Annotated in this window: 24 protein-coding genes, 1 tRNA gene and 1 pseudogene; 6 read left to right on the top strand and 20 right to left on the bottom strand. The window is 68.4% G+C overall.

All coding sequences use genetic code 11. The features are described 5' to 3' along the window. Positions 1–209: 209 nt before the first annotated feature. The 11 genes from B4589_RS12080 to B4589_RS12030 form a co-directional block, all read right to left on the bottom strand. Positions 210–1,565: a SipW-dependent-type signal peptide-containing protein gene (locus B4589_RS12080; RefSeq protein ID WP_079234508.1), complete on the bottom strand. Its 1,356-nt coding sequence runs from the start codon at positions 1,563–1,565 to the stop codon at positions 210–212. 82 nt (positions 1,566–1,647) lie between these two features. Next, the gene (locus tag B4589_RS12075) at positions 1,648–1,938 is read right to left on the bottom strand and encodes a hypothetical protein (protein WP_143414335.1); all 291 of its coding nucleotides are present in this window, start codon (positions 1,936–1,938) and stop codon (positions 1,648–1,650) included. Positions 1,939–2,008: 70 nt separating this feature from the next. Then, a complete protein-coding gene (locus B4589_RS12070; protein WP_079234507.1) occupies positions 2,009–3,061 on the bottom strand; it encodes an ABC transporter ATP-binding protein in 1,053 nt (350 codons plus the stop codon). Next, positions 3,058–4,173: an ABC transporter ATP-binding protein gene (locus tag B4589_RS12065; RefSeq protein WP_079234506.1), complete on the bottom strand. Its 1,116-nt coding sequence runs from the start codon at positions 4,171–4,173 to the stop codon at positions 3,058–3,060. The genes B4589_RS12070 and B4589_RS12065 overlap by 4 nt, the downstream gene beginning before the upstream one ends. Positions 4,174–4,179: 6 nt before the next feature. Next, positions 4,180–5,097, bottom strand: a complete 918-nt coding sequence (locus B4589_RS12060; RefSeq protein WP_079234505.1) for an ABC transporter permease — start codon at positions 5,095–5,097, stop codon at positions 4,180–4,182. Next, on the bottom strand, positions 5,094–6,050 hold the full coding sequence (locus B4589_RS12055) for an ABC transporter permease (protein ID WP_079234504.1): 957 nt from the start codon (positions 6,048–6,050) through the stop codon (positions 5,094–5,096). The genes B4589_RS12060 and B4589_RS12055 overlap by 4 nt, the downstream gene beginning before the upstream one ends. A 12-nt stretch (positions 6,051–6,062) precedes the next feature. Beyond that, complete coding sequence (locus B4589_RS12050) at positions 6,063–7,688, bottom strand: ABC transporter substrate-binding protein (RefSeq protein ID WP_079234503.1); 1,626 nt, start codon at positions 7,686–7,688, stop codon at positions 6,063–6,065. Positions 7,689–8,166: 478 nt separating this feature from the next. Continuing rightward, positions 8,167–8,241 (bottom strand) — tRNA-Val (locus B4589_RS12045). 94 nt (positions 8,242–8,335) lie between these two features. Continuing rightward, positions 8,336–8,692 (bottom strand): group 1 truncated hemoglobin, encoded by a 357-nt coding sequence (locus B4589_RS12040; RefSeq protein ID WP_079234502.1) that lies wholly within the window; start codon positions 8,690–8,692, stop codon positions 8,336–8,338. After that, positions 8,667–9,941 (bottom strand): RNA-guided endonuclease TnpB family protein, encoded by a 1,275-nt coding sequence (locus B4589_RS12035; protein ID WP_079234501.1) that lies wholly within the window; start codon positions 9,939–9,941, stop codon positions 8,667–8,669. Before B4589_RS12035 ends, B4589_RS12040 begins: the two co-directional genes overlap by 26 nt. Beyond that, positions 9,938–10,093 (bottom strand): DUF2080 family transposase-associated protein, encoded by a 156-nt coding sequence (locus tag B4589_RS12030; protein WP_079234500.1) that lies wholly within the window; start codon positions 10,091–10,093, stop codon positions 9,938–9,940. Before B4589_RS12030 ends, B4589_RS12035 begins: the two co-directional genes overlap by 4 nt. A 53-nt stretch (positions 10,094–10,146) precedes the next feature. Here B4589_RS12030 and tnpA point away from each other — a divergent pair. The 5 genes and pseudogenes from tnpA (at position 10,147) to trpG (ending at position 14,876) form a co-directional block, all read left to right on the top strand. Then, positions 10,147–10,650: pseudogene (gene tnpA, locus B4589_RS12025) on the top strand (IS200/IS605 family transposase). Positions 10,651–10,925: 275 nt separating this feature from the next. After that, positions 10,926–11,936: an anthranilate phosphoribosyltransferase gene (gene trpD / locus B4589_RS12020; RefSeq protein ID WP_079234499.1), complete on the top strand. Its 1,011-nt coding sequence runs from the start codon at positions 10,926–10,928 to the stop codon at positions 11,934–11,936. Further along, complete coding sequence (locus tag B4589_RS12015) at positions 11,936–12,604, top strand: phosphoribosylanthranilate isomerase (protein WP_079234498.1); 669 nt, start codon at positions 11,936–11,938, stop codon at positions 12,602–12,604. The genes trpD and B4589_RS12015 overlap by 1 nt, the downstream gene beginning before the upstream one ends. Beyond that, entirely contained in the window at positions 12,604–14,241 is a 1,638-nt protein-coding gene (gene trpE / locus B4589_RS12010) for an anthranilate synthase component I (RefSeq protein ID WP_079234497.1), read from the top strand. Before B4589_RS12015 ends, trpE begins: the two co-directional genes overlap by 1 nt. Next, entirely contained in the window at positions 14,238–14,876 is a 639-nt protein-coding gene (gene trpG / locus B4589_RS12005) for an anthranilate synthase component II (RefSeq protein ID WP_079234496.1), read from the top strand. The genes trpE and trpG overlap by 4 nt, the downstream gene beginning before the upstream one ends. Here trpG and B4589_RS12000 read toward each other — a convergent pair. The 6 genes from B4589_RS12000 to B4589_RS11975 form a co-directional block, all read right to left on the bottom strand. Next, on the bottom strand, positions 14,873–15,076 hold the full coding sequence (locus B4589_RS12000; protein WP_079234495.1) for a hypothetical protein: 204 nt from the start codon (positions 15,074–15,076) through the stop codon (positions 14,873–14,875). The two genes, trpG and B4589_RS12000, sit on opposite strands and share 4 nt — an antisense overlap. 166 nt (positions 15,077–15,242) lie before the next feature. Further along, positions 15,243–16,553, bottom strand: coding sequence for a histidine--tRNA ligase (gene hisS, locus B4589_RS11995; protein WP_079234494.1), 1,311 nt, complete (start codon positions 16,551–16,553; stop codon positions 15,243–15,245). Positions 16,554–16,590: 37 nt separating this feature from the next. Next, a complete protein-coding gene (locus tag B4589_RS11990) occupies positions 16,591–17,181 on the bottom strand; it encodes an alpha hydrolase (protein ID WP_079234493.1) in 591 nt (196 codons plus the stop codon). Further along, the gene (locus B4589_RS11985; protein WP_079234492.1) at positions 17,181–17,534 is read right to left on the bottom strand and encodes a DNA-binding protein; all 354 of its coding nucleotides are present in this window, start codon (positions 17,532–17,534) and stop codon (positions 17,181–17,183) included. Before B4589_RS11985 ends, B4589_RS11990 begins: the two co-directional genes overlap by 1 nt. A gap of 43 nt (positions 17,535–17,577) precedes the next feature. Then, a complete protein-coding gene (locus tag B4589_RS11980; RefSeq protein WP_079234491.1) occupies positions 17,578–18,033 on the bottom strand; it encodes a 30S ribosomal protein S19e in 456 nt (151 codons plus the stop codon). A gap of 49 nt (positions 18,034–18,082) precedes the next feature. After that, positions 18,083–19,117: a lysylphosphatidylglycerol synthase transmembrane domain-containing protein gene (locus tag B4589_RS11975; protein WP_079234490.1), complete on the bottom strand. Its 1,035-nt coding sequence runs from the start codon at positions 19,115–19,117 to the stop codon at positions 18,083–18,085. Between the two features lie 82 nt (positions 19,118–19,199). Between B4589_RS11975 and thiL the strand changes: the two genes are divergently transcribed. Continuing rightward, positions 19,200–20,081 carry a thiamine-phosphate kinase gene (gene thiL, locus B4589_RS11970; RefSeq protein WP_079234489.1) on the top strand — a complete coding sequence of 294 codons (882 nt, stop codon included), beginning with the start codon at positions 19,200–19,202 and terminating at the stop codon, positions 20,079–20,081. Positions 20,082–20,105: 24 nt separating this feature from the next. Here thiL and B4589_RS11965 read toward each other — a convergent pair whose 3' ends face one another. From B4589_RS11965 to B4589_RS11955, 3 genes are all read right to left on the bottom strand, one after another. After that, positions 20,106–21,251, bottom strand: a complete 1,146-nt coding sequence (locus B4589_RS11965; RefSeq protein WP_079234488.1) for a site-2 protease family protein — start codon at positions 21,249–21,251, stop codon at positions 20,106–20,108. Between the two features lie 126 nt (positions 21,252–21,377). Next, entirely contained in the window at positions 21,378–21,641 is a 264-nt protein-coding gene (locus B4589_RS11960; protein WP_079234487.1) for a hypothetical protein, read from the bottom strand. 268 nt (positions 21,642–21,909) lie between these two features. Then, positions 21,910–22,695 (bottom strand): molybdopterin synthase, encoded by a 786-nt coding sequence (locus tag B4589_RS11955; protein ID WP_079234486.1) that lies wholly within the window; start codon positions 22,693–22,695, stop codon positions 21,910–21,912. Positions 22,696–22,770 lie beyond the last annotated feature (75 nt).

The following is a 22,770-nucleotide window of genomic DNA, read 5'->3' as shown; positions in this document are numbered from 1 at the left end:
GTCAGAGTCGTACGAGCCACCCGACGACGAGCAGCAGGAGGAACAACGCCGCGAGCGCGAGGAGTACCGTTCGTTTCTGGACGCCGCGACCAGCAGCGAGAGACGGCGCGATACGGCCGGCCAACCGCCGGCACGGCTTCATGCCGCCGCCTCAGGCTGTCGCGAGTCCGGGCGAGGGGGAACCGTCGGTGGGTGAACCACGGTCCGGCCTACTGGACGGTCTCCTCCTGGCTGTTCTCGCTCGACGTCCAGTTCGCGTTCGAGGAGTACGGACCGCCGCTGGGGATCGACACCGAGGGCTGCTCGCCGCCGGCGCTTGCGTTGAATCCGAAGCCGTAGGCGGCCCCACCGGTCTCGAGCTGGGAACGTGGGACGCTGATGAACGCCTGCGACCCCGACTTGACGGCGGTGAACCCCGAGGGGAGCGCGGACCAGCCGGCCGAGGTGTCCTTCTCCCAGTTGGGGCCGCTCTCCACGCCGGAGTACCGGAACGCGTCGTTCCCCTCGGCATTCCAGGCCACCTGGAAGTCGTAGGCGCCGTCGTCCTCGACGTCGAACGGGAGCGAGAAGTTCGCGTTCGCGAAGTTCGGGTCGGCTAGGCTGTGCTGGCTGCCGTCGGGTTCGTCGAACGTGACGCCGTAGACGACGTTCTCGTCGCCGTAGGTCACGTCGACCCGGGCCGCGCCCTCGGGGATCGGCTGGGCGATCCCGTCGGGGTTGACGTAGTCGGCGCTGTAGGAGGCGTCGATGCAGGGGTTGGTCGTGCCGTCGTTGTGGCGGGCCTGTTCGGCGTAGAACTCCAGATCGAACGCCACGGAGTCTGTCTGGATCTCGTTGCCGACGTCGGTGGGGACCGACCACTCGAAGCAGAGGCACGTTTCGGCGGTGTCGGTCTGATCGTCGACGCCCTCGAAGACGGGGCGGTCCGCGAGGGGCGCCTCGCCGTCGCCGTCGCCCGCGAGCGGAACGCCGGCGGCGAGCATCGCCATGACCTCCGCGAGCGAGCCCGAGACGACCTCGTCGCCGATCACCGTGGTCTCCTCCTCGGTTTCCTCGTCCAGCTCGGTGGTGCAGTACGAGAGCGTGACCGTCATCGCGTCGGCCAGCTGGCCGTCGGCAGGTGTGGAGCCGTACAGCTCCTCGAGCGCGTCTTCCTCGGGCTCGGTCGTTTCGTTCTGGGCGTTCTCGGTCAGCCCGCCACAGATCCAGAGGTAGGCGGGGTTGTCGACGATCGAGAAACAGAACTCCCCTTCCCCGGAGTCGCCGGGCTTGAGGTCGGTCACTTCGATGCTGAGGGGCTCGCCGTCGCCGCCACCGACGACATCACCGTCGATGAACGTGCCCGGCGGCGTGCTCCACTGGGCGTAGTCGCCCTGGTCTTCGGTGTAGTCGACGTGGACGAACAGGTCGAGTTCGCCCGCTTCGAGGCTGTTCCCGGCGAACGATTCGGTGTCGTTGAAGTAGGCAGTCGTGCCGAGTCCGGCGCCCGCGCTCGCGAGCCCGATCGCTCCGACACCGCCGAGTACCTTCCGTCGAGACAGTTTGATTGGGTTGTCGTCGGTCATTGTTGGTGTCCGAACGGGGTGGGGTCGCCGTCGACCGTCGGCCCCGATCGGTTGCTGCTGACCTCCCCCCCGACGGGATTAGTTACGAGTGGACACCCCTCGACCGAACGGGTGGTTCGGCTCGGCCGGCCGCCGGGCAGGGGGACGTTGTCGGCGGGTACGGTGTTCGTACTGACCCGACAGCAGCCGCATCGTCGGCGATGGGAAGATCGTGGCGTCGCTCGGCGACCGAGCTACCCGTCCGGCGCGTGCCCGACCGCCAGCACGTGGACCGAGAGATCCGTGCGGGATCGGCCCGGAGTTCGGCGATGCGGTCCCGCTCGGCGACGTCGTACTCGTGGTAGAACGATTCGGGGTCGGCGTGCTCGCTCATCGTCGGGTGGATGACTGTGCGAAGGCAATCCGAGCGTGCCTCGCGAACGGTTCACAACTGCCGGCCGTCGCTACTCCGGCCGGAAGTGACACGCGACCGTCCGACCGTCGTCCGCCCCGCGCCGGGGCTCCCCGCCGTCTTCGCGTTCTGTGAGTTCCGGATCTTCGGCCACACACCGCGCGGCGTCGTCGTCGCCGAGCCGCTCGCGCAGGTGACAGCGCGGGTGGAACCGACAGCCCTCGGGCGGGTCCGCGGGGTCCGGCGGCGAGCCGGGGAGGTGGATCCGTTCGTCCGGTTCCGGTTCGGCGCGGACCCGTGGGACGCTCGACAGCAGCGCCTCGGTGTAGGGGTGGGCCGGCTCGTCGAGCACGTCGCCGAGCCGGCCGAGTTCGACGAACTCGCCGAGATACATCACCGCGACGCGGTCGGCCACCTGCCGGACGACGCTCACGTCGTGGCTGATCAGCAGGTACGTCAGCCCGCGTTCCGCCTGCAGGTCCCGGAGCAGTTCCAGGATGCCCGCGCGGACGCTCACGTCCAGTGCGGAGACTGGCTCGTCGAGCACGAGCAGGTCGGGGTCGAGCGCGAGCGCCCGAGCGATACCCACGCGCTGGCGCTGCCCGCCCGAGAGTTCGTGGGGGAACGCGTCGTAGTGGTGCTCCGGGTCGAGCCCCACCGTCTCGAGGAGCTCCCGGACGTACCCCGTACGGTCGTCCTCGCGCTCGCCGTGGATCACCAGCGGTTCGGCGACGATGCGGCCGACGGTCATCCGCTCGTTCAGCGTCGAGAACGGGTCCTGGAACACCATCTGGACCCGGCGGCGGAACGCCTTGTCGGCGCCGCCCGAGATGGTTTTCCACCCGCCGCCTGACTGCGTGCCGGCGATCGGTTCTCCGTCGAAGGTCACCTCACCAGCAGTGGGTTCGTCCAGCCCGATCACCGTCTCCGCGAGCGTCGACTTCCCGCAGCCCGACTCGCCGACGACCGCCAACGTCTCCCCGCGCTGGAGATCGAAGCTCACGCCGTCGACCGCCCGGACTGCGCCGGTCTGTCGCTTGAGGATGCCCGAGCGAACCGGGTAGTGGCGCTTCAGGTCACGGACCGAGAGCAGGGGGTCGGTCATCGCTCGCCCTCCGTTCCGTCGTCCCAGTCGATCGACTCGACCGCCGAGCGGTCGTACGCCTCGCCGCCGGGGTGGGCGTCGGTGTAGGCGTAGCAGGTCGCCTCGTGGCGGTCGGCGTCGCGCCCGCCGGCGTCCGCCTCCTCGTCGGCGAACCGCACCGTCGGCGGCGCCTCGCCGTCGCAGAGCCCCGTTTCAGCGGCGGGGCAGCGCGGATGGAACCGACAGCCCTCGGGTGGGTCGTCGAGGCTGGGCGGCGAGCCGCCGATCGGTTCGAGGTCGCGGCGCTCGTCGACGTCGGGGACGCTCCGGAGGAACGCCTGCGTGTAGGGGTGGCGGGGGGAGCCGAGCAGCGCCTTCCGGCTGCCGCGCTCGACGATCCGGCCGGCGTACATCACCATGATCCGCTCACAGAGTTGGGAGACGATCCCCAGATCGTGGCTGATCAGCAGCAGCGACATCTCCCGCTCGGCGACGAGTTCGCGGAACAGGTCGACGATGCCGGCCTGGACGCTGACGTCCAGCCCCGTCGTCGGCTCGTCGGCGATCAGCAGGTCCGGCTCGCCCGCCAGCGCCATCGCGATCACCGCGCGCTGGGCCATCCCGCCGGAGTACTCGTGTGGGTAGTCCCGGAACCGCCCCTCGGGGTCGCCGATCCCCACCTCCTCGAGCAGCTCGACTGCCTCGGCGCGGGCTTCCTGCTTCGAGAGATCGCGGCTGGCCCGGACCGCCTCGACGATCTGGGCGCCGACGGTCTCGGTGGGGTCGAACGCCGCCTCGGCGTTCTGGAACACCATCCCGATCCCCGATCCCCGGACTGACCGGAGTTTCCGCTGCGGGGCGCCGACCAGTTCCTCGCCGCGCCACTCGACCGATCCCTCGACCTCGCCCTCGTCGATCAGTCCCACGAGCGAGCGCACCGAGACGGATTTCCCGGCGCCGGACTCGCCGACGATCCCCAGGGTCTCGCCGGCCCCGAGCTCGTAGCTGATCCCGTCGACGGCGACGAGCGGGTCGCGACGGCCGAAGCTGGTGCGGAGGTCCTCGACGCGGAGGAGTGGCTCGTCGCTCGCGGGGGCGGTGCGTTCGTCGGTCGTGGAGTGGGAGTCAGCCATCGTGAGTCACCTGTTGGGGTCGGTTCGGGGGTCGAGCACGTCGCGCAGGCCGTCCCCGAGCAGATTGAACCCGAGGACGGCGATCACGATCGCCACGCCCGGGAACACGCTGTACCACCACTCGCCGCTGTCGACGTACCCCTTCCCGACCCGGAGGATCGACCCCCACGAGGGCCGGGGCGAGGGGACGCCGACGCCGAGGAAGGAGAGCGACGATTCGAGGACGATCGCCAGCGCGGCCGTCACTGTCGCCTGCACGAGGATCGCCGAGAGGCAGAACGGCAGGACGTGGACGAGCACGATCCGGACGTGGGAGGCGCCCAGCGAGCGCGCGACGCGGACGTGCTCCTCCTCGACGACGGAGACCGCGCTGCCGCGGGTGACGCGGGCGAACTGCGGGATGTAGACGATCCCCAGCGCGGCGACGATGTTGGTCAGCGATTGGCCGAACACCGCCACGAGCGTCAGGCCGAGCAGGATCGCCGGGAACGCGAAGATGCTGTCCATCAGGCGCATCAGCGCGTCGTCGACGCGGCCGCCGACGTAGCCCGCGGTCAGGCCGATTGGGACGCCGACCGTCGCCGCGAGCAGCGGCGTGGCGACCGCGACCTGCAGCGCGATCCGGGCGCCGTACAGCACGCGGGAGAACAGGTCCCGGCCGTAGCGGTCGGTGCCGAAGGGATGGGCGAGGCTCGGCCCCTGCAGCCGCGCGGGCACGTCGACGGCCGCGGGATCGTACGGCGCGATCACGGGCGCCAGCAGCGCGATCAGCAGGAAGCCGACCGTGACGATCAGCCCGCCCATCGCGAGGCTGTTCCGGCGGAACCGCGCGGCGAACGTCCGGGCGCGGCGGACGAGCGGGGAGTCGGGGCGGTCGGGGGTGTTCTCGCTTGCGGCGTCGGTAGCGGCGTCACGCTCGCTCATTCTTCACCCCGCAGCTTCGGGTTCAGGTAGAAGTACGCGCCGTCGACAACGATGTTGACGGCGACGAAGAACGTGGTGTAGACGAGCACCACGCCCTGGAGCATGATGTAGTCCCGGCTCCCGATCGCGTCGATCAACAGGCGGCCCATCCCGGGGATGGAGAACACCTGCTCGATCACGATCGAGCCGCCGAGCAGGTAGCCGAACTGCATCCCGATCACCGTCACGACCGGGATGAACGCGTTCTTCGTCGCGTGGGCCAGCACCCGGAGTTCGCTGGTCCCCTTCATCCGGACGGCGTCGAGGTACTCCCGGCGCAGTTCCTCGAGGAGCTCCGAGCGAAGCATCCGGGTGACGACGGCGGCCATCGCGGTGCCGAGGGTGATTCCGGGCAGGATCAGGTAGCGGATCCCCGCGATCGGATCCTTCAGCGGCGAGGTGTAGCCCGCGACGGGGAGCCAGTCGAGGTTGACGCCGAACAGGAGTAGGAGCAGGATCCCCAGCCAGAAGTTCGGGATCGAAACGCCCAGCAGGCCGAAGCCGAGGCCGACGCCGTCGAGCCACTCGCCGCGGTTGGTCGCGCTCAGCAGGCCCGCAGGGATCGCGATGGTCAGCGAGACCAGAAAGCCCGCGAGCGTGAGAAACAGCGTCGTCGGCAGGCGGTCGGCGATAGCGGCGCTGACCGCGCGGTCGTTGACGTAGGAGCGTCCGAGGTCACCCTGCACGGCGTCGGTGACGTAGTCGACGTACTGTACGGGTAGGGGGTCGTTCAGCCCGAGTTCGGCCCTGACAGCAGCTAGCTGCTCGGGCGGAGCGTCGGCGCCGAGCATCACGATCGCCGGATCGCCGGGGACGAGCCTGATCAGCCCGAAGATCGTGACCGACACCAGCGCGAGCACCGGCAGCGCCCAGAGCAGCCGCCGGACCAGGAACGCCTGCAGCCGTGAGACCATCGCCCTCGACGCTCACTCCCCCTTCCACATCGTCCAGTAGCGTGTGTACGGCAGCAGCCACGGCTGGATCCCGTAGACGTTCGAGCGCAGGCCGGAGATGCCGTCCGCGCGCGCGACCGAGATCCACGGGCAGTTCTTGTTCACCAGCTTCTCGAACTCGGTGTACGCCTCGACGCGGGCGTCCTCGTCGGTCTCGCTGCGGCCGCGTTCGAGCAGTTCGTACATCCGTTCGGCGTCGGGCTGGTCCTCGCCGTAGTGGTTGAACTGCGTCCCCTCGGGGTGGACGAAGCCGAAGTAGTGTCGATCAGGGTCGATCTTGAACGGCACCGAAAAGGCCATCGCGCCGAAGTTCCCGCCGACGAAGTCCGAGAGCTGGGTCGCCCACTCCAGCGTCTCGGTCTCGGCGTCGACGCCGGCCTCCGCGAGCTGGGCGACCAGCAGGTCGGCGGTGGTCTCCATCAGCTGGTACCGTGAGTTGGTTTTGATCGTTAGCGTCTCGCCGTCGAGTGGGTTGCCCGCCTCGTCGAGGATCTCGCGGGCGCGCTCGGGGTCGTGGGTGCGCCGGCTGTCGCCGAGGTCGTAGTGCCAGATGCTGTCCTCGGCGTAGGGCTGCCACGCCGCCTGCCCGTACCCCGAGACGGCGGCCTGAACGATCGACTCGCGGTCGATCGCGTGGGCGACCGCGCGGCGGACCGCGGGCTCGTCCCACGGGGGTTCGCTGCAGTTGATGTGGACCTGTCCCCACTCGGTGCCGCGCTGGCGGGACAGCTTCGTCTCTGGGTCCTCGCGGAGCGTCCCCGCGTCGCTGCCGGAGACGCCCCGGACCATGTCCACGTCGTCGCCCCGCAGCGCGGCGACGCGGGAGTCGGCGTCGGGGATGGGCGTGATCTCGATCCCGTCCAGCAGCGGGGTGTCGTCCTCGCGGTACTCCTCGAACGCCGCGAGCGTGAGCTGGTCGCCGGGCTGGTGCTCCTCGAACCGGAACGGGCCAGTCCCCACGGGCTCCTGGAAGTCGCCGAGTTCGCCGCCCTGTGCCTCGACGGCCTCCTCGGGGACGACCACCCACGGGACGCGCCCGAGGAAGTTGAAGAACGGGGCGAACGTCTCCGAGAGGGTGAACGTCACCTCGTACTCGCCGGTCGCCTCGACGCTCTCGAGGGCGGCGAGATCGGAGCCCATCGCGGTGTCCTGGTTCATCCGCTCGAAGGAGTAGACGACGTCCTCGGCGGTCATCCCGCGGTCGACCGGCGGGTGGAACCGGGCGTCCTCGGTCAGCGTGAACGTGTACGTGCGGCCGTCGTCGCCGATCTCCCAGTCGGTCGCGAGCCGGCTCGCGGGCGCGCCGTCCTCGAACGTGATCAGCGTCTCGCAGACGTTGAACACGACGACCCACGAGACGACACTCTCGGTCTGGTGGGGGTCGAGCCCGGTGAGTTCGGACTCGAAGCCGACCCGGAGCGTGCCGCCGGACTGGGGGCCGCCCTCGGGCGTCGACGCCTCGGTCGCGGTGCCGGACGGCACGCCGCTCTCGGTGGGCGTGCCGTCGCCGCCGGTACAGCCGGCCATCGCCGCCGCCGCCGCGCCGCCGACCGCCGAGAGGAACGTGCGTCGGCCGGTCGCGGTGTCCTCGCCCTGCATTACTGGATACGGAGCGGCGGAGCGGGTAAAGCTTCCACGATACACGCACGGCTCGGGTGGTTGGGCGTCGGTGTTCGGCGCTCGTAGTGTGCACGTCTCGAACCACGCCGACTGGGGCGGCTGGAGTGTGGTGTGGCGATTGAGGCAGAACGGCGTACTTTGAGTATCCGCGTCCCTCCTGCCAGATTCGCGTCGAGGAGCCGTTGGCGGTGCGGTTGGTGGAGAAGGTGGTGGGAGGGGGCAGTTACTGCTTGACTCGTCGGGTAGTAACGAGTCGTAGTGCGTGGGCGAAGTGGACCCCTCGCTGTCGCTCGTCGTTGCGAGGAATCAGAAAGTGGGTTGGGGCGGATTCTGAACCGCGAGGACTTCGCTGGCGCTCGTCCTCTGGGTTCAAATCCTTCGAGACCATCACATCCGACGCCCGCTCCTCGCTCGCTCCTTACAGTCGCGTCGCTCGTCGTTGGGCGTCGGAAGAAGATGGGTTGGGGCGGATTTGAACCGCCGGCCTCCTCCATGTCAAGGAGGTGTCATAACCGGACTAGACTACCAACCCGACCGGGCTTGCCTCCACCCTCACTACCCGGTGGCCTTAGTTGAAGGTTTCGAAAGTCCGCTCCCGCAGGTGATTCTCGCCCGTTCCCCGAGCGCTACTGCCCGACCACGTCGTCCTCCAGCGCCGCCACCTCGCTGATGATGGCCTCGGCTGCCTCGTCGTCGACGCCGTTGGCGCGCAGCGCGGCGTCGAGGTGGGTCGCCACACGGGAGAACGCTTCCTCGGTGATCCCCATCCCCTCGTGGGCGGTCTGCATATCCGCGCCGTCGTACTCCACCGGCCCGCCGGCGACGGCGCTCACGAACTGCACCTGGTGGGCGTACAGTTCGTCCATGTCGACCCCCTCGAAGTACGGCGCCAGGAGCTCGTCGTCGAGCACGCGATCGTGAACTGCCTCGGGGTCAAGCCCCGAGGCTTCCCGTGGTTTAGTCGGACACTCCCATCCGACCATCGGCCTGATAGCCTCGAACGGTCGGTTGGGTCACGGTCGGGGCGTCCACAGCCCCCGATGCCTGCCGTCGCACCTTCCGAACAACGGGAAGGCTGTTGAGAGCAGGCACATTCCAATCGAGTTTCTTGACGCCTTTCACGGCAATATTGACGCTTGCACCACGGTCGCTATGGTCTTGATGAGAACATGACCGACACTTGAACCGTTTCTTGTTGCGGTTCGCACGCTCCGCATGCCCGCACATCGGACACCGCTGGCTCGTGTATTCGGGGTTAATCCACGTAGTCGGAATCCCCTCGAACGCGGCCTTGTACGATGTATAGAACTGAAGGGCGCGGAACGGGAGGTGGTGCAAGCGTCGGTTCATCCGCGTGCCGTAGTCGATACTGTCGCGCATCTCTTTGAGGTCTTCAAAGACGATGCACGGCTTCTCGAACTGCTGGCTCCACGCCACGATGTGCCGAGATACCTTGTGGAGTCTATCACGGACAAACCGTTCTTCGCGCCCTTCGAGTGTGTTGTGGATGCTATCTTTCCCCGCGTTCTGGACGCGCTTCCGCATCGTGAAATAGCGGTGACGCTCGAACTTAATTTCGGGAAAGTCAATAACCAACGTGTCTTTCACACCGTTCTCAGAGAGTGCGGTGAGAGCCACGTTGTCTTCGTTCACGTCCACACCGATGACCGTCCGTGAGTTGTGTTTGTCCCGAACGGTCTGTTCGGTGTTGGTGATGTTGACGTGCAACTCGGCGTTGTCGTTGTGGAACAGGGATTCTGCCGTCCCAATCTTCCACTCATCGCTTTCGAGTGCGGTCTTGAGAATATCGAGGTGAGCATCACTTCCTTCAAGGACACCCTTGACGTGTTTGTACGGCTTTGCGCTGATTCGGAACGCCACGTCGCCATCGTCGGTGAGCGACAGGTTGTACCCCTCCTCGTAGTTCGCTCGGAGCGGGTACGCACCGACCTTGGTGTGACTCGGGAGCCTGAAGTCGTCGTACTCGTAGTAGTTCTCCATCGCACCGAGAGCCTTGGCGACAACGCGCTGAGTCGTGTTCTTCACGAGGTTGGCGTCGTCGGCCACGCGGTCAGGAATCACGTTCCAGTCTACGCCTTCTTTGGCGAGACGGATGGTTTCGTTGTACACTTTGCGGGCTTCGAGCGTGGCGTCGTACAGCAGGCTCTCGTTGTCACTCTGGATGTCGAGTTGGAAGTCCAGAGTCTTGACGAGTGCCTGTGAGTCGGTCATTCTTCGTCTTGTTCGGTAGGTTCTGAGGTTCGGACGACTTTCACGTCGGCTCCACGCCAGCGTTTGGGGACGGTGACGTGGGCGCTGTTCCCGAACGGTTTGACTTCGCCGTCAAGAACTTCCTCGCCGTCGATTTCAAAACGATTCGTCATACAAGAGTATATATTTTGGATATACTTAACTGTGTTGGTGGAGTGGGTTCGATATGGGTGAGAAGCGGTCGAATCACACGGTGTACAACGTCAACTACCACTTCGTGTGGTGCCCGAAGTCAAGCAAAGCGAAGCTTTGCGTACCTCGCGGGATCGAAGATCCCGCTCAGTACCGCCACGCGATTCTCGAACCAATCGAAGATTCGTTGGAAGCGAGTTTCCGCGACGTGTGCGACGAGTACGACTACGAGATACTGTCGTCGTCCGAAAATCTTCGATTTTCGTGATCACGAGAGACGAAGTCTCTCGAACGACTCCACATCTCACCCGACCACGTACACCTGTTCCTCTCCTCCCACCCGAAACACGCGCCGAGCGAGATTGCACGGACTGTTAAGAGCATCACGGCGCGGGAAATGTGGGAACAGCATGAGTCGTACTTGGAGGAGTATCTGTGGGGTGGTGGGTTCTGGGAACAGTCGTACTGCATCGGGACGGCGGGTCAGGTTTCTAGCGGGACGATTGAACAGTATATCGAACGTACAGAACACGTTTGAGTGTCGGCTTCACCCTCGGGGTCAAGCCCCGGGGCACTCGCCTTGCTTATCTGTAGAAGTCGTCGACCACCGCTTCGACCGCTTCCCGTCCACCGATCTCCGCGTAGAGAGACTGCTGAGACATCACTACCTCACGAGCCGCCACGGCCAAACTCATTGGGCCGAACGTGTTCGGCAGCCTCGCAGTCGCGTGCTACTCCGACACACGACAGCGTTAAGTCGATGAACAGAGTTGTACACTATACACCCAATCCGTACATTCGGATCCCCCACCCATGCAGGAACTCATCCGACGCGTGACAGACGGCGAGGACCTGAGCGTCGACGACGCCCGCACGGCCGCGACGCAGGTCTTCGAGGAGGCGACGGAGGCACAGATCGGCGCGCTGCTGGCCGCGCTGCGGGCCAAAGGCGAGACCGAGGCCGAGATCGCCGGCTTCGCCCAGGGGATGCGCGACGCCGCGCGCACGATCGACCCCGACGGCGGGCCGCTGGTGGACACCTGCGGTACTGGCGGCGACGACTACGACACGATCAACGTCTCGACCACGAGCGCGATCGTCGCCGGCGGCGCGGGCGTCGCCGTCGCGAAACACGGCAACTACTCGGTCTCCTCCTCCTCCGGGAGCGCGGACGTGCTGGAGGTCGCCGGCGCCGACGTGGAGGCCGAACCGCCCGCCGTCGAGGCCGCCATCGAACGCGACGGGATCGGCTTCATGCTCGCGCCGGTGTTCCACCCCGCGATGAAGGCCGTCATCGGCCCGCGCAAGGAGTTGGGGATGCGGACGATCTTCAACGTCCTCGGCCCGCTGACCAACCCCGCCGGCGCCGACGCACAGGTGCTCGGCGTGTACAGCGAGGCGCTCGTCCCCCAGATCGCGGAGGCGCTCACGCACATGCCCGTCGAGCACGCGCTGGTCGTCCACGGCGACGGGATGGACGAGATCGCGCTCCACGGCCCCACGACGGTCGCCGAGGTCGAAGGGGAGGCAGTCACCGAGTACACCATCGAGCCCGAGGATCTCGGCCTCGACAGCGCCCCCGTCGACGCCATCGCGGGCGGCACGCCCCAGGAGAACGCCGAGGATCTGCGGGGGATCGTCGAGGGAACGGTCACCGGGCCGAAGCGGGACGTGATCCTCGCCAACGCCGGCGCAGCGATCTACGTCGCCGGCCTCGCGGACGACCTCGCAGGCGGCGTCGAGCAGGCCGCCGCAGCGATCGACGAGGGTGCCGCCGCCGAGAAGTTCGACGCGCTCTGTGGCGAGCCGATCGAGGCCGAGTGATGGTCCGGGCGAAGCTCTGTGGCCTCGGAACGGAGACGGACGTCCGGGCGGCGGTCGACGCCGGCGCCGACGCGCTGGGGTTCGTCACGGACGTAGACGTTGATACACCGCGAGAGGTCGCGCCGGAACGCGCCGCCACCCTCGCCGAGAGCGTCCCGCCGTTCGTCACGACCGTCGCCGTCACCATCCCCGAGAGCGTCGGCGCGGCCGTCGAGGTCGCCGACCGCGTGGCCCCGGACGCGCTCCAGATCCACGGCGAGTTCGGCCCCGACGACGTCCGGGAGATCCGCGATCGCGCGGGCGTCGACGTGATCGTCGCCGTCGGCGCTGACGAACCTGATCGTGCCCACGCCCTCGACGGCGTCGCGGACGCACTGCTCGTCGACTCGCTGACCGAGTCAGGGGCCGGCGGCACGGGCGAGACGCACGACTGGGAGCGAACCCGGGAGCTCCGCGACGAACTCTCGACCCCGCTCGTGCTCGCGGGCGGGCTCACGCCCGAGAACGTCCGCGACGCCGTGGCGACGGTCGATCCGTTCGCCGTCGACGTCGCGAGCGGCGTCGAACGCGACGACGAACCCGGCCGGAAGGATCACGACGCGCTGGCGGCGTTCGTCGAAGAGGCCACCCGTGCAGTGGAACCGGAGCCCACGGCGGAGGACGCCTGATGCCGTCGTTCGATCGCTCCCGGGAGGCGTTCGAGGACCTGCTCGCCGACGTCGACGGTCCCGCAGTTGCCCGGCTCACCGCGACGCTCGACACCGACACCGAACCGCTCTCGGCCTACGCCGCGCTCTCCGACCGCAGCGACCACACGTTCCTGCTCGAGAGCGCGGAGAAGGTCGCCTCCAGCGACCCTGCGGGCGCGTTCGCCCCCGCGGACGGCCACAGCGACGCCGCCACCGACGACGAGGCCGACCGCCACGCCCGCTTCTCCTTCGTCGGCTACGATCCCGAGGCGCTGGTCTCCGTCTACCCGGACCGCACGGAGGTCGAGGGGTTCGGCCCCGCCGCGCATTTCCTCGACGGCCTCGACGCCGACGCGGGCGAGGAGGTCGACACCTGCGGCGACGGTCTGGACGATCCCGACACGCTCGACCGCCTGCGACTCGCGCTCCCGGGCGTCGAACGCGTCGGGTTCGAGGCCAGCGACCGCCAGCGTCTCGACGGCGGGCTGGTCGGCTTCCTGGCCTACGACGCCGTCTACGATCTCCACCTCGACGAAGTGGGCGTCGAACGCCCCGACCCCGTCGTCCCGGACGCGCAGTTCGTCCTCACGACCCGGACGCTCGCGTTCGACGACCGCGAGGGGACTGTCGAACTGGTGTTCACCCCAGTCGTCGCCGCGGACGACGACGCCGGCACGGTGTACGACCGACTGGTCGCCGAGGCCGAGTCCGTCGCCGGCGACCTGGCGGCCGCGATCCCACCCGAAACGGGCGGGTTCGAACGCGAGACGGCCACCGCCGGCCCCCGCGAGGCGTACGAGGACGCCGTTGCCGAGATGCAGGAGCACGTCCTCGACGGCGACGTCTACCAGGGCGTGGTCTCCCGCAGCCACGAGATCACCGGCGAACTGGACACGCTCGGCCTCTACGAGTCGCTGCGGGCGGTGAACCCCTCGCCGTACATGTACCTGCTCTCCTTCGGCGACCGCTCGGTCGTCGGCGCCAGCCCCGAGACCCTGGTCTCGGTCACGGGCGAGCGCGTGGTCTCGAACCCCATCGCGGGCACCTGCGCCCGCGGCGCCAGCCCCGTCGAGGACCGCCGACTGGCCGGCGAACTGCTCGCGGACGACAAGGAGCGTGCCGAGCACACGATGCTGGTCGACCTCGCGAGAAACGACGTGCGACAGGTCTCCCGGCAGGGCTCGGTGCGCGTCGAGGAGTTCATGAACGTGCTCAAGTACAGCCACGTCCAGCATATCGAGTCGACCGTCACCGGCCGCCTTCACCCCGACTTCGACGGGTTCGACGCTACCAGAGCCGCGTTCCCCGCGGGGACGCTCACCGGCGCACCGAAGGTCCGCGCGATGGAGCTGCTGGACGAACTGGAGGTGAACCCCCGCGGCGTGTACGGCGGCGGCGTCGGCTACTTCTCCTGGACCGGCGACGCCGACACGGCGATCGTGATCCGGACCGCGACGGTCGAACACGGCGACGGCGACGAGCCGGACGCGGTCCGCGTCCGTGCGGGCGCGGGCGTCGTCGCCGACAGCGACCCCGCGAGCGAGTACGAGGAGACCGAACAGAAGGTCCGCGGCGTACTGGATGCGCTGGAGCGAATCGAAGGGGGTGCAGAATGAGCACCCCGACTGCCGACAGCGGCGAGGCGCCGACGGTGCTGTTCGTGGACAACTTCGACTCGTTCACCTACAACCTCGTGGAGTACGTCGGCGAGGGCGCGCCCGAGGCCGAGGTGGAAGTCCTCAGGAACACGGCCTCGCTCGACGAGGTTCGAGCGGTCGATCCCGACGCCGTCGTGATCAGCCCGGGGCCGGGCCACCCGCGAAACGAGCGCGACGTGGGGTTGACGATGGACGTCCTCCGGGAGGTCAGCCCCGAGACGCCGACGCTCGGCGTCTGTCTCGGCCTCGAAGCCGCCGTGTTCGAGTACGGCGGCGACGTCGGGCACGCGCCGCGGCCGATCCACGGGAAGGCGTTCCCGGTGGACCACGACGGCGAGGGCGTCTATCGGGGACTGGAACAGGGGTTCCAGGCCGGCCGCTACCACTCGCTCGTCGCGACAGAACTGCCAGATGAGTTCGAGATCACGGCAACGACGCCCGACGAGTCGGGGAACGAGGAGAGCGAAGCGCTGGTGATGGGGGTTCGCCACCGCGAGCACCCGATCGAGTGCGTGCAGTTCCACCCTGAGTCGGTGCTAACCGCGGTTGGCCACGACGTGATCGGGAACTTCCTCGACGGCGCACTCGGCTAGAGGACCGTACTCACCAGCCAGAGCGCGCCGATCACGACCGACGCGATCAGCACCAGCTTCCACGCGATACTCAGGATCACCCGGCCGACGACGATGACGACGGCGATGGCGAGCAACGCCAGAAGCGCCTGCCCGAGCATCCCGTCGGGGAGCGGCAGCTGCAGCAGCGCCATCGACGCCGCCGGGAGTATGGTGGACATACTCGGCAGTGGGCTGCCCGACAGCATAACTCTGGGGGCCGACTTCAAGTATGAAAGCGCGACCAGCCCCCCCGTGAGCTGAGACCGACCGCGTCGGGAACGGGGCGGGAGCGTGACGACCCCCGACGTGTAGCAGCCGTCACCTGTTCGCCGACGAACAGCGGCGCTACGCGAAGTCCTCGTAGCGTGGCTGTTCGCGATCGCCGGGGAACTCGTCGACGGGCGCGGTGGTCTGGTCCCCGCTTTCCATCTCCTTGACGGTCACTTCGTCGTTCGCGAGATCCTGCTCGCCGACGATCACGACCGTTTCGGCGTTGATCGAGTCGGCGTACCCCATCTGGGCGCCGAAGCTGCGGTCGGAGACGTCGGTCTCGACGACGTTCCCCGCCGCCCGGAGCTCGCGGGCGATCCGGGAGGCGACCTCGCGGGTGTCGCCGACCGTGAGCACGTAGTAGTCCGTCGACACCGACTCCTCGGGGAACACGCCGGCCTCCTGCAGCAGCAGCGGCAGCGTCGAGTTCATCACGCCCGGCGCGACGCCCACGGCGGGAGTGGGCTGCCCACCGAAGGACTCGATCAGGTCGTCGTAGCGGCCGCCGCCGAAGATGGCCCGGGAGACGCGATCCTGCGTGTCGAAGCACTCGAACACCACGCCGGTGTAGTAGTCGAGGCCGCGTGCGGTCCGCAACGACACCGCACAGTGCTCCCGGACGCCGAAGTCCTCGGCCGCCGACAGCACCGCCTGGAGGTTCTCGACGGCGTCGGTCAGCGTCCCCCGGTCAGTCTCGGCCAGCAGCGCGTCCAGGTCCTCGTTCCCGGCCGCGAGCAGGTCGTCGAACGCCTCGGCGTCCTCGATGGAGAGGCCGGCGTCGGCCAGCAGGCCGAGGTACTCCGCGCGGTCGACCTTCTCGCTCTTGTCGACCGCGCGGATGGCTTCCTGTACGTCGACGTCCTCGTCGAACGAGCGCAGGAGCTCGCCGAGGATATCCCGGTGAGAGACGCGGAACTCGAACTCCGAGGCGGGCAGCCCCAGCTCCGAGAGCATGTCGGCCGCGAACGCGAGGATCTCGGCGTCGGCTTCCGGCTCCTTCGAGCCGAAGATGTCGACGTTCGTCTGGTAGAACTCCCGGAACCGCCCCTGCTGGACCTGCTCGTACCGCCAGAACGGTCGCGTGGAGAACCACTTGATCGGCTTCGAGAGCGCCTGCTGCTTGGCGACGACCATCCGGGCGACCGTCGGCGTGAGCTCGGGCGTGAGCGTCACCTCGCGGCCACCCTTGTCGGTGAAGTTGTACAGCTCCTCGACGATCTCCTCGCCGGACTTGTCGACGTACATCCCCACGTCCTCCAGCGCGGGCGTCGCGATCTCCCGGAACCCGTAGCGGCGGGCCACCCGCTCGGTCGTGTCGATGACCTCGCGGCGGGCCGCCATCTCGTCGGGGTAGAAGTCTTTGAACCCCTTCAGCCGGTCGTACATGGCCGAGCGTTCCGGGCGCCGGCGCTTGAATCCTGTGTTAGGCCAGCCCGCGGACGATCGTCTGGTCGTGGTCGGGGAACACCGTCCGGACGGCGTCCTCGCCGCCGCGCTCGCGGATGAGCGCCCGGAGCTCGCCCTCGTAGTCGGCCCGGGCGATCTCCTCGCTCGGCCCTGTCTCGACGTCGAGTTCCTGTTCGACCAGCCGGTCGACCGCGCCGCGGCCGAACCCCGCGAGCGGTGAGAGGTAGTCGATCCCGTGGCGGTCCTCCAGGCTCTGTGCGGTCGCCCGGGAGACGGTCGGCACCCGATCGTCCCGGCGGGTGCCGTCTGCGACGGCGACCACGTTCCGGTCGGCGACGACCTCGAGCGCGTGCTCGTGAACGCGCTGGATCCCGTTCCGCGGGTAGCCGTCCTCGAGCATGCGGTCGACGGCCTCCTCGGCCACCTCGCGGTCGAGCTCCACGGTATCGAACGGGAACCCCAGCGCGTCGGCGGCCGTACGGGCGTTCTCGAACTCCTCGGTCACGCCGAAGTGGGCGGTCACGAGGGTGACGTCGTAGAACCGGTCGAGAACGAGCGCCGCCAGCGAGGAGTCCTTCCCGCCGCTGTAGAGCAGCGCCAGCTCCATCAGCGCCGGCGGATGTCGAAGCTCTTCTCCTCGGGCTTCAGCTCGCGGAGGATCTGCTTCATCTTCTCCTCGTCGATCTGGCCCTGAACTCGGCCGCTCTGGGCCAGCGCGGTCACCTGTTGCTTGACTTTCTCGGCGAACTCGGGCTTGCTCATCTCGACGGCGTTGAGCCGCTGGCGCGCGTCGTCGGTGAGATGCTGTTTCAGCAGCGCGTCCTGCTGGGCCTTGGCGCGCTCCTGCTGTTCCTTGGCGGCCTGGCGCTGTGCGTCCTCGCCGCCGGCCTGGTCCTGTAGCTCCTCGAGTCGCTCCTGTCGAAGCTCGTCGAGTCGGTCTTCGTCGGGGTTGTCACTCATAGGCGTGTGTTACTGCTCTCGGCGCAAAACGGTTGCGGCGTCGTTACGCGTACTTCTGGAGCTCCGGCCGGTCGAGGTCCTCGAGCGTCTCGCCCGCGATGGTGTCGAGCAGGCTCTGGCCCTCGTCGGTCACGCGTCGACCCTCACCCTTCGCCGTCTCCACGAGGCCCTCGTCCTCGAGCTGCTGGAGCGCGGTCCGGATGATCTTGCGGGAGCCGCCGGTGTGTTCGTTGCCCGAGACGCGGTAGCGCGTCGTACCGGACTTCGAGCCGCCGTACTCCGTCGCGAGTCGCTCGACGCCGACGGGGCCGCGGATCGCCACCTTCCGCAGGAGGCTGGCCGCACGCACGTGCCAGAAGTCGTCCTGCTGGGGCGGGAGTTCGCGGTCGACACTCGTCTTGGTGAACTCCACCCACTCGGGTTCCTCGATACGGCCGTCGAGCTCCTCGGCGAGAGCCTCGATGAGGTCCTCGGCCGGAACGTCGTAGAGGGTTGCCATAGGGAGGAATTCTGCCCTGTTCCGGATAAACCCATCGTATCGGTGTGCCTCAGGGGCCGGCACGCGCACCCGCACCGACGGTCCCCATCACGATCCCGCCGAGCACGACCGGTACCCAGAACACCGCACCGCGATAGATCACGACCGCCGCAAGCGCGACCGACTTGGTGACGCCGTCGAGCGGTGCCGCGACGAGCAGGAAGACGAGCACCGCCTCGATCCCCCCGGCACCGCCGGGAAGCGGCGTCATTCCGGCGATCGCACCGATCGGGACCACGAACATCACCACGCCCAGACTTACCGGTTCCCCGATCGCCTGGAAGGCGAGCCACAGCCCCGACATCTGGAGTGCCCACCCCAGCGCGGAGAACGTCAACGCGAGCACGAGCCCCCGCGGGTTGGTCGCGACCCGCTCGATCGCCTCGAAGAAGTGCCCGACGCGCTTCTCGACCGCTTCCCGGCCCGGATCGGAAACGCGGGGGACGTACTCGCCGGCGAAGCGAGCGAGCCGCGCGCCGACGCCCACGACGGCGGTCTCGACCCGCTCGTGGTTCCGCCAGCCGAACACGAGGCCGCCGACGACGACGGCCGTGAGTCCGACCACGACGATCGACGCCGACTCCAGGCGCGCGTTGAACGTGGTCTGGGTCGCGAAGTACCCCATCCCGAGCAGCGCCAGCATGATCGACGGGACGAAGTTGAGCGTGTCTACGCTCGCGATCGCCGCCAGCCCGGTGCCGTAGTCGCTGTCGGTCACCTCCGATATCAGCAGCGCGGTCACCGGCTCGCCGCCCGCCTGCCCGAACGGCGTGACGTTGTTGTTGAACATCGCCCCCGAGAACACGAGGAACGTTTTGATCGGCGAGACGTGCCGGCCGAGTACGCCCAGCACCGTCCGGAGCGCCAGCCCCCACGCGAACAGCCACGCCACCGTGACAGCGACGACCAGACCGACGGTGCCCACGTCGGCGTCACCGAGGTACACCATGAGATCACCGACACCCACGAAGTAGAGCAGGAGCGCGAGCACGGCGATCGCGCCGGCGAAGCCAACCAGTGTCGCCTTGAGCTGGTCGGTGTCCATGCCGGATGGAACTCCCGGCACGCGTTTGAAGCCTCCGGTGGCGGTCGACGGGCTTTATCGGCCCCCACGCCCACCCGGAGATATGAACGAGCGAAGCGCGCTGGCGGCGCTTTCGGGGACGGTCCCGGCCGCGGGCGACGACGCGGCCGTCGTCGACGACCTCGCGATCACGACAGACATGCTCCACGAGCGCGCGGACTTCCCGGCGGGGACGACCCGCGAAACCGCCGGCTGGCGCGCGGTCGGCGCGTCGCTCTCGGATCTGGCGGCGATGGGCGCCGACGCGACCTGCGCGGTCGCGGTGTACGCCGCCCCCGAGTTCGAGGAGCGCCAACTCACGGCGTTCGTCCGGGGCGCGAGCGAGGTCTGTGAGCTGGTCGGCGCCGAGTACGTCGGCGGCGACCTCGACGAACACTCGGAGTTCACGACCGCCACGACCGCCGTCGGCCGCGTCGACGAGCCGATCTACCGCGACGGCGCCAGCCCCGGCGACGCGGTGTGTGTGACGGGTGAACTCGGGCGGACGGCGGCCGCACTCCGGAAGTTCGCCGCTGGCGACGCGGATGCTGGCAACGAGCTGTTCCGGTTCACGCCCCGCGTCGCCGCCGGCCGGGCGCTCCGCGGTACCGCGAGCGCGATGATGGACTCGAGCGACGGCCTCGCGCGTTCGCTCCACCAGTTGGCGGGGGCGAGCGACTGCGGGTTCGCGATCGAGTGGGACCGACTCCCGGTCCACCCGGCCGTCGACGAAGTGGCCGAAAGCGAGTCCGACCGCCGGGAGTGTGCGGCCCACGTCGGCGAGGACTTCGAGCTGGTGTTCACGACACCGGACCCGGAAGCGGCGATCGAGGCGGTGAAATCGACCGGCACTGACGCGACCGTCGTCGGCGAAGTCGTCGAAGAGGGCGTGACCGCGGACGGCGAACCGCTCCCGGATCGCGGGTACACCCACGGCGACGGGTGAGAGCGAGCCGGCGCCGAGCGCCGCTCAGACCGTCGCGATCTCGATCGGCACCGGGAGGAAACAGAGCGCGCCGAGCGCGAACGTCAGCCCGGCCACGATGACGCGTTTCCACCCCACCGGGGTCTCGTCGATCGGGTCGGCGGCGCCGCCGAAGGAGACGAGCAGCGTGATGAACCCCCAGAGCAGCCAGAGCCCCACGGAGTTCTGCATCCCCATATCGCGGACGTACCAGAGGTAGCCCGCGAGGCCGAACAGCGCGCCGGGGACGAGCGCGGCGACGGTCTCCTGTCGGTCCCCGAGCACGGCACGGAGGATATGCCCGCCGTCGAGCTGGCCGACGGGCAGGAGGTTCAACACGGTGAAGAACATCCCGATCCAGCCACCCATCACGACCGGGTGGACCGCGCGCGAGGGGTCGTCGTAGCCGGTTTCCTGCCCGAGCGCGTTCGCGATCAGGTCCAGCAGCGGCGGGTTGTGGAAGATGATCGCCTCGCCGCTCCCCTGGAGCACGCGCTGGGGGACCGTCATCGGATCGAGCGAGACGCCGATCGCGGTGACGACGATCGTCGCGATCAGCCCCGCCAGCGGCCCGGCGGCGCCGATGTCGAGCAGTGCCTCGCGGTCGGGCACCCGGCTCCGCATCCGGATCACTGCGCCCATCGTGCCGAACGGGACGTAGAACGGGATCACGTAGGGGAGACTCACGTCGACGCCGTGCCGGCGGCCGGCGAGATAATGGCCCATCTCGTGGGTCAACAGCACCCCAAGCACTGCGGCGGTAAAGGGCCACGCCTCCAGCACCCGCAGCGGGTTCTCGGCGATCGCCGAGAGCGGGATGTAGTACCAGACGGTCGCACCCACGAACATGGTGGTGAACACCGTCGCGATCAGCAGCGCGACGTTGAGCGTGGGGTTAGTCTCGGACGTGGCGGCCGCGCCGATCGGCCGGGCGACCAGCACGTCGTTGCCGGCCTCGTCGACGGAGAAGCGGAGCTCGTAGCCCGCCTCCTCGAACGCCGGGATCAGTTCGTCCGCGAGCCGGGAACGGGGGACCAACGACTCGCCGTGGTAGCGGATACGGTCGCCGTCGCGCTGGATCGCCGTGAGGTGGAACCACGCGTCGAGCGCCTCCGGGCGGGGGATCTCGTCGGACCCGGACCTGTCTGCCATCGGTCGCGATAACCGACGCTCGCGCATAAGGCTTGGTACGGGGACCGAAGGAGGGTGGGAGTCAGCGGGGACCGCCGGCGGCGGCGCGCAGCCCGGCGGTAGTCGGGTCGGGACGCGACTGATCGGTTACGCGGTCTCGACGCGCCACGTGGTCGCGCTCGTGTACGACCACTTCTCGACCTCGAGATCCGACGCGGCGTCGCTGAGCTTCACCATCAGCGCGCCGATCTCCTTGGGCGAGAGGTCGACGTCGTCGGCGATGAACTTCGACTTGAAGTACATCTCGCCGTCCTCGGCCTTCTCGCGCAGGTAGCGCGTGAGGCGCTCCTCTTTCGAGAGCTCGTCGGTCGCGGCCACGCCGTCGGTGGAGGGGTTTCGGGTTGCGCTCATTGATGTTCGCCTCACTCCGGGCAACGGCCTAGGGGAGGATATAAACTCCAGACCATGCCCCGAAATTCGAACCGTTTCAGGCGGATCGAAGCGAAAACGGGCGTAAAACGGATCGTTCACGAGACGCTCAGAATCTTTTAGACGTTTTAGAAACCGATCTGAAGCCGCAAATCCGGTTCCATCTCGAATCCGAGATCCGTCCCGGTTTGGGCGACGAATCGGGGTCGAGTGCCGCCCGCGGTGCCGGGTACGGTCGCCCGACGCGGGGTCACGCGCGGTCGTGGACCCAGAACTGCTCGTCCTCCGTGGTCTCCTTCTTGAACAGCGGCACCTCGTCTTTCAGCCGATCGATCCCGTCCTCGACGGTCCGGAACGCCTCGCGGCGGTGGCCCGCGAGCACGACGACGAACACGATGTCCTCGCCGTCGACGACGACGCCGGTCCGGTGGTGGAACAGCACCTCGAACACGCCGTCGCGCGCCTCCAGCTCCGCGGCGATGTCGGCCATCCGCTGCTCGGCGACGCCCTCGTACTTCTCGAACTTGAGGTGGGTCGTGCGGCTGTCGTTTTCGGAGTCCTTCGCCCGCACGCGGCCGGTGAACGTCGCGATGGCACCCGAGCGTTCCGCGAGCGGCGACTGTTTCGCCTTCGCGACCAGCGACTCCAGCGTGACGTAGGGGTCGAGCTCGTCGATTTCGGCCGCGAGCGCGTCGGGGTCGAGTTCGTTCGCGTCGTCGACGCGCCGGAGCACGTCACCCGGAACGTCCTCGTCGCCGATCACGACCGTCGGGAGCCGGAGCTTCGAGAACCCCGAGATCACCGCGTACTCGTACTCGGTCGCGAGGTCGTCAAGCAGGTCGGCGAACGATCGGTCGTCACCGGCGGCGGTCCAGTCGCCGTCCGGCGAGAGTTCGAAGCGGGCGTTCGCGTCGGTCGCGTCGTCGACGCCGGCCGCCTCGGTCCGACCGACGGTCGCGACCCGGCCGTCCAGGCGGGCGGCGACGGCGTCGCGCACGTCGGCGGCGCCGGGGCCGACGATCGAGAGGGGCTGCATACCTCTATCGGGGTGGGCGACCGGCTTAGGCCTTTTCTCGCGGCGGCGCCCGACCACCGCTCTTAAGAGCGCCAC

Origin of the sequence: Halolamina sp. CBA1230 (assembly GCF_002025255.2) — an archaeon.
Taxonomy (GTDB): Archaea; Halobacteriota; Halobacteria; order Halobacteriales; family Haloferacaceae; genus Halolamina.
The sequence above is the reverse complement of the archived record's forward strand: the minus strand, read 5'-3'. Positions and strand labels throughout refer to the sequence as shown.

Coding starts and splice junctions, on each gene's coding strand:
- B4589_RS12080 (WP_079234508.1), bottom strand. CDS start 1,565: ATGACCGACGACAACCCAATCAAACTGTCTCGACGGAAGGTACTCGGC.
- B4589_RS12015 (WP_079234498.1), top strand. CDS start 11,936: ATGGTCCGGGCGAAGCTCTGTGGCCTCGGAACGGAGACGGACGTCCGG.
- B4589_RS12060 (WP_079234505.1), bottom strand. CDS start 5,097: ATGAGCGAGCGTGACGCCGCTACCGACGCCGCAAGCGAGAACACCCCC.
- B4589_RS11965 (WP_079234488.1), bottom strand. CDS start 21,251: ATGGCAGACAGGTCCGGGTCCGACGAGATCCCCCGCCCGGAGGCGCTC.
- trpE (WP_079234497.1), top strand. CDS start 12,604: ATGCCGTCGTTCGATCGCTCCCGGGAGGCGTTCGAGGACCTGCTCGCC.
- B4589_RS12030 (WP_079234500.1), bottom strand. CDS start 10,093: ATGACGAATCGTTTTGAAATCGACGGCGAGGAAGTTCTTGACGGCGAA.
- B4589_RS11990 (WP_079234493.1), bottom strand. CDS start 17,181: ATGGAGCTGGCGCTGCTCTACAGCGGCGGGAAGGACTCCTCGCTGGCG.
- thiL (WP_079234489.1), top strand. CDS start 19,200: ATGAACGAGCGAAGCGCGCTGGCGGCGCTTTCGGGGACGGTCCCGGCC.
- B4589_RS12070 (WP_079234507.1), bottom strand. CDS start 3,061: ATGACCGACCCCCTGCTCTCGGTCCGTGACCTGAAGCGCCACTACCCG.
- B4589_RS12075 (WP_143414335.1), bottom strand. CDS start 1,938: ATGAGCGAGCACGCCGACCCCGAATCGTTCTACCACGAGTACGACGTC.
- B4589_RS11975 (WP_079234490.1), bottom strand. CDS start 19,117: ATGGACACCGACCAGCTCAAGGCGACACTGGTTGGCTTCGCCGGCGCG.
- B4589_RS12055 (WP_079234504.1), bottom strand. CDS start 6,050: ATGGTCTCACGGCTGCAGGCGTTCCTGGTCCGGCGGCTGCTCTGGGCG.
- B4589_RS12050 (WP_079234503.1), bottom strand. CDS start 7,688: ATGCAGGGCGAGGACACCGCGACCGGCCGACGCACGTTCCTCTCGGCG.
- trpD (WP_079234499.1), top strand. CDS start 10,926: ATGCAGGAACTCATCCGACGCGTGACAGACGGCGAGGACCTGAGCGTC.
- trpG (WP_079234496.1), top strand. CDS start 14,238: ATGAGCACCCCGACTGCCGACAGCGGCGAGGCGCCGACGGTGCTGTTC.
- B4589_RS11960 (WP_079234487.1), bottom strand. CDS start 21,641: ATGAGCGCAACCCGAAACCCCTCCACCGACGGCGTGGCCGCGACCGAC.
- B4589_RS12000 (WP_079234495.1), bottom strand. CDS start 15,076: ATGTCCACCATACTCCCGGCGGCGTCGATGGCGCTGCTGCAGCTGCCG.
- B4589_RS11985 (WP_079234492.1), bottom strand. CDS start 17,534: ATGAGTGACAACCCCGACGAAGACCGACTCGACGAGCTTCGACAGGAG.
- B4589_RS11955 (WP_079234486.1), bottom strand. CDS start 22,695: ATGCAGCCCCTCTCGATCGTCGGCCCCGGCGCCGCCGACGTGCGCGAC.
- B4589_RS12040 (WP_079234502.1), bottom strand. CDS start 8,692: ATGGTCGGATGGGAGTGTCCGACTAAACCACGGGAAGCCTCGGGGCTT.
- B4589_RS12065 (WP_079234506.1), bottom strand. CDS start 4,173: ATGGCTGACTCCCACTCCACGACCGACGAACGCACCGCCCCCGCGAGC.
- hisS (WP_079234494.1), bottom strand. CDS start 16,553: ATGTACGACCGGCTGAAGGGGTTCAAAGACTTCTACCCCGACGAGATG.
- B4589_RS12035 (WP_079234501.1), bottom strand. CDS start 9,941: ATGACCGACTCACAGGCACTCGTCAAGACTCTGGACTTCCAACTCGAC.
- B4589_RS11980 (WP_079234491.1), bottom strand. CDS start 18,033: ATGGCAACCCTCTACGACGTTCCGGCCGAGGACCTCATCGAGGCTCTC.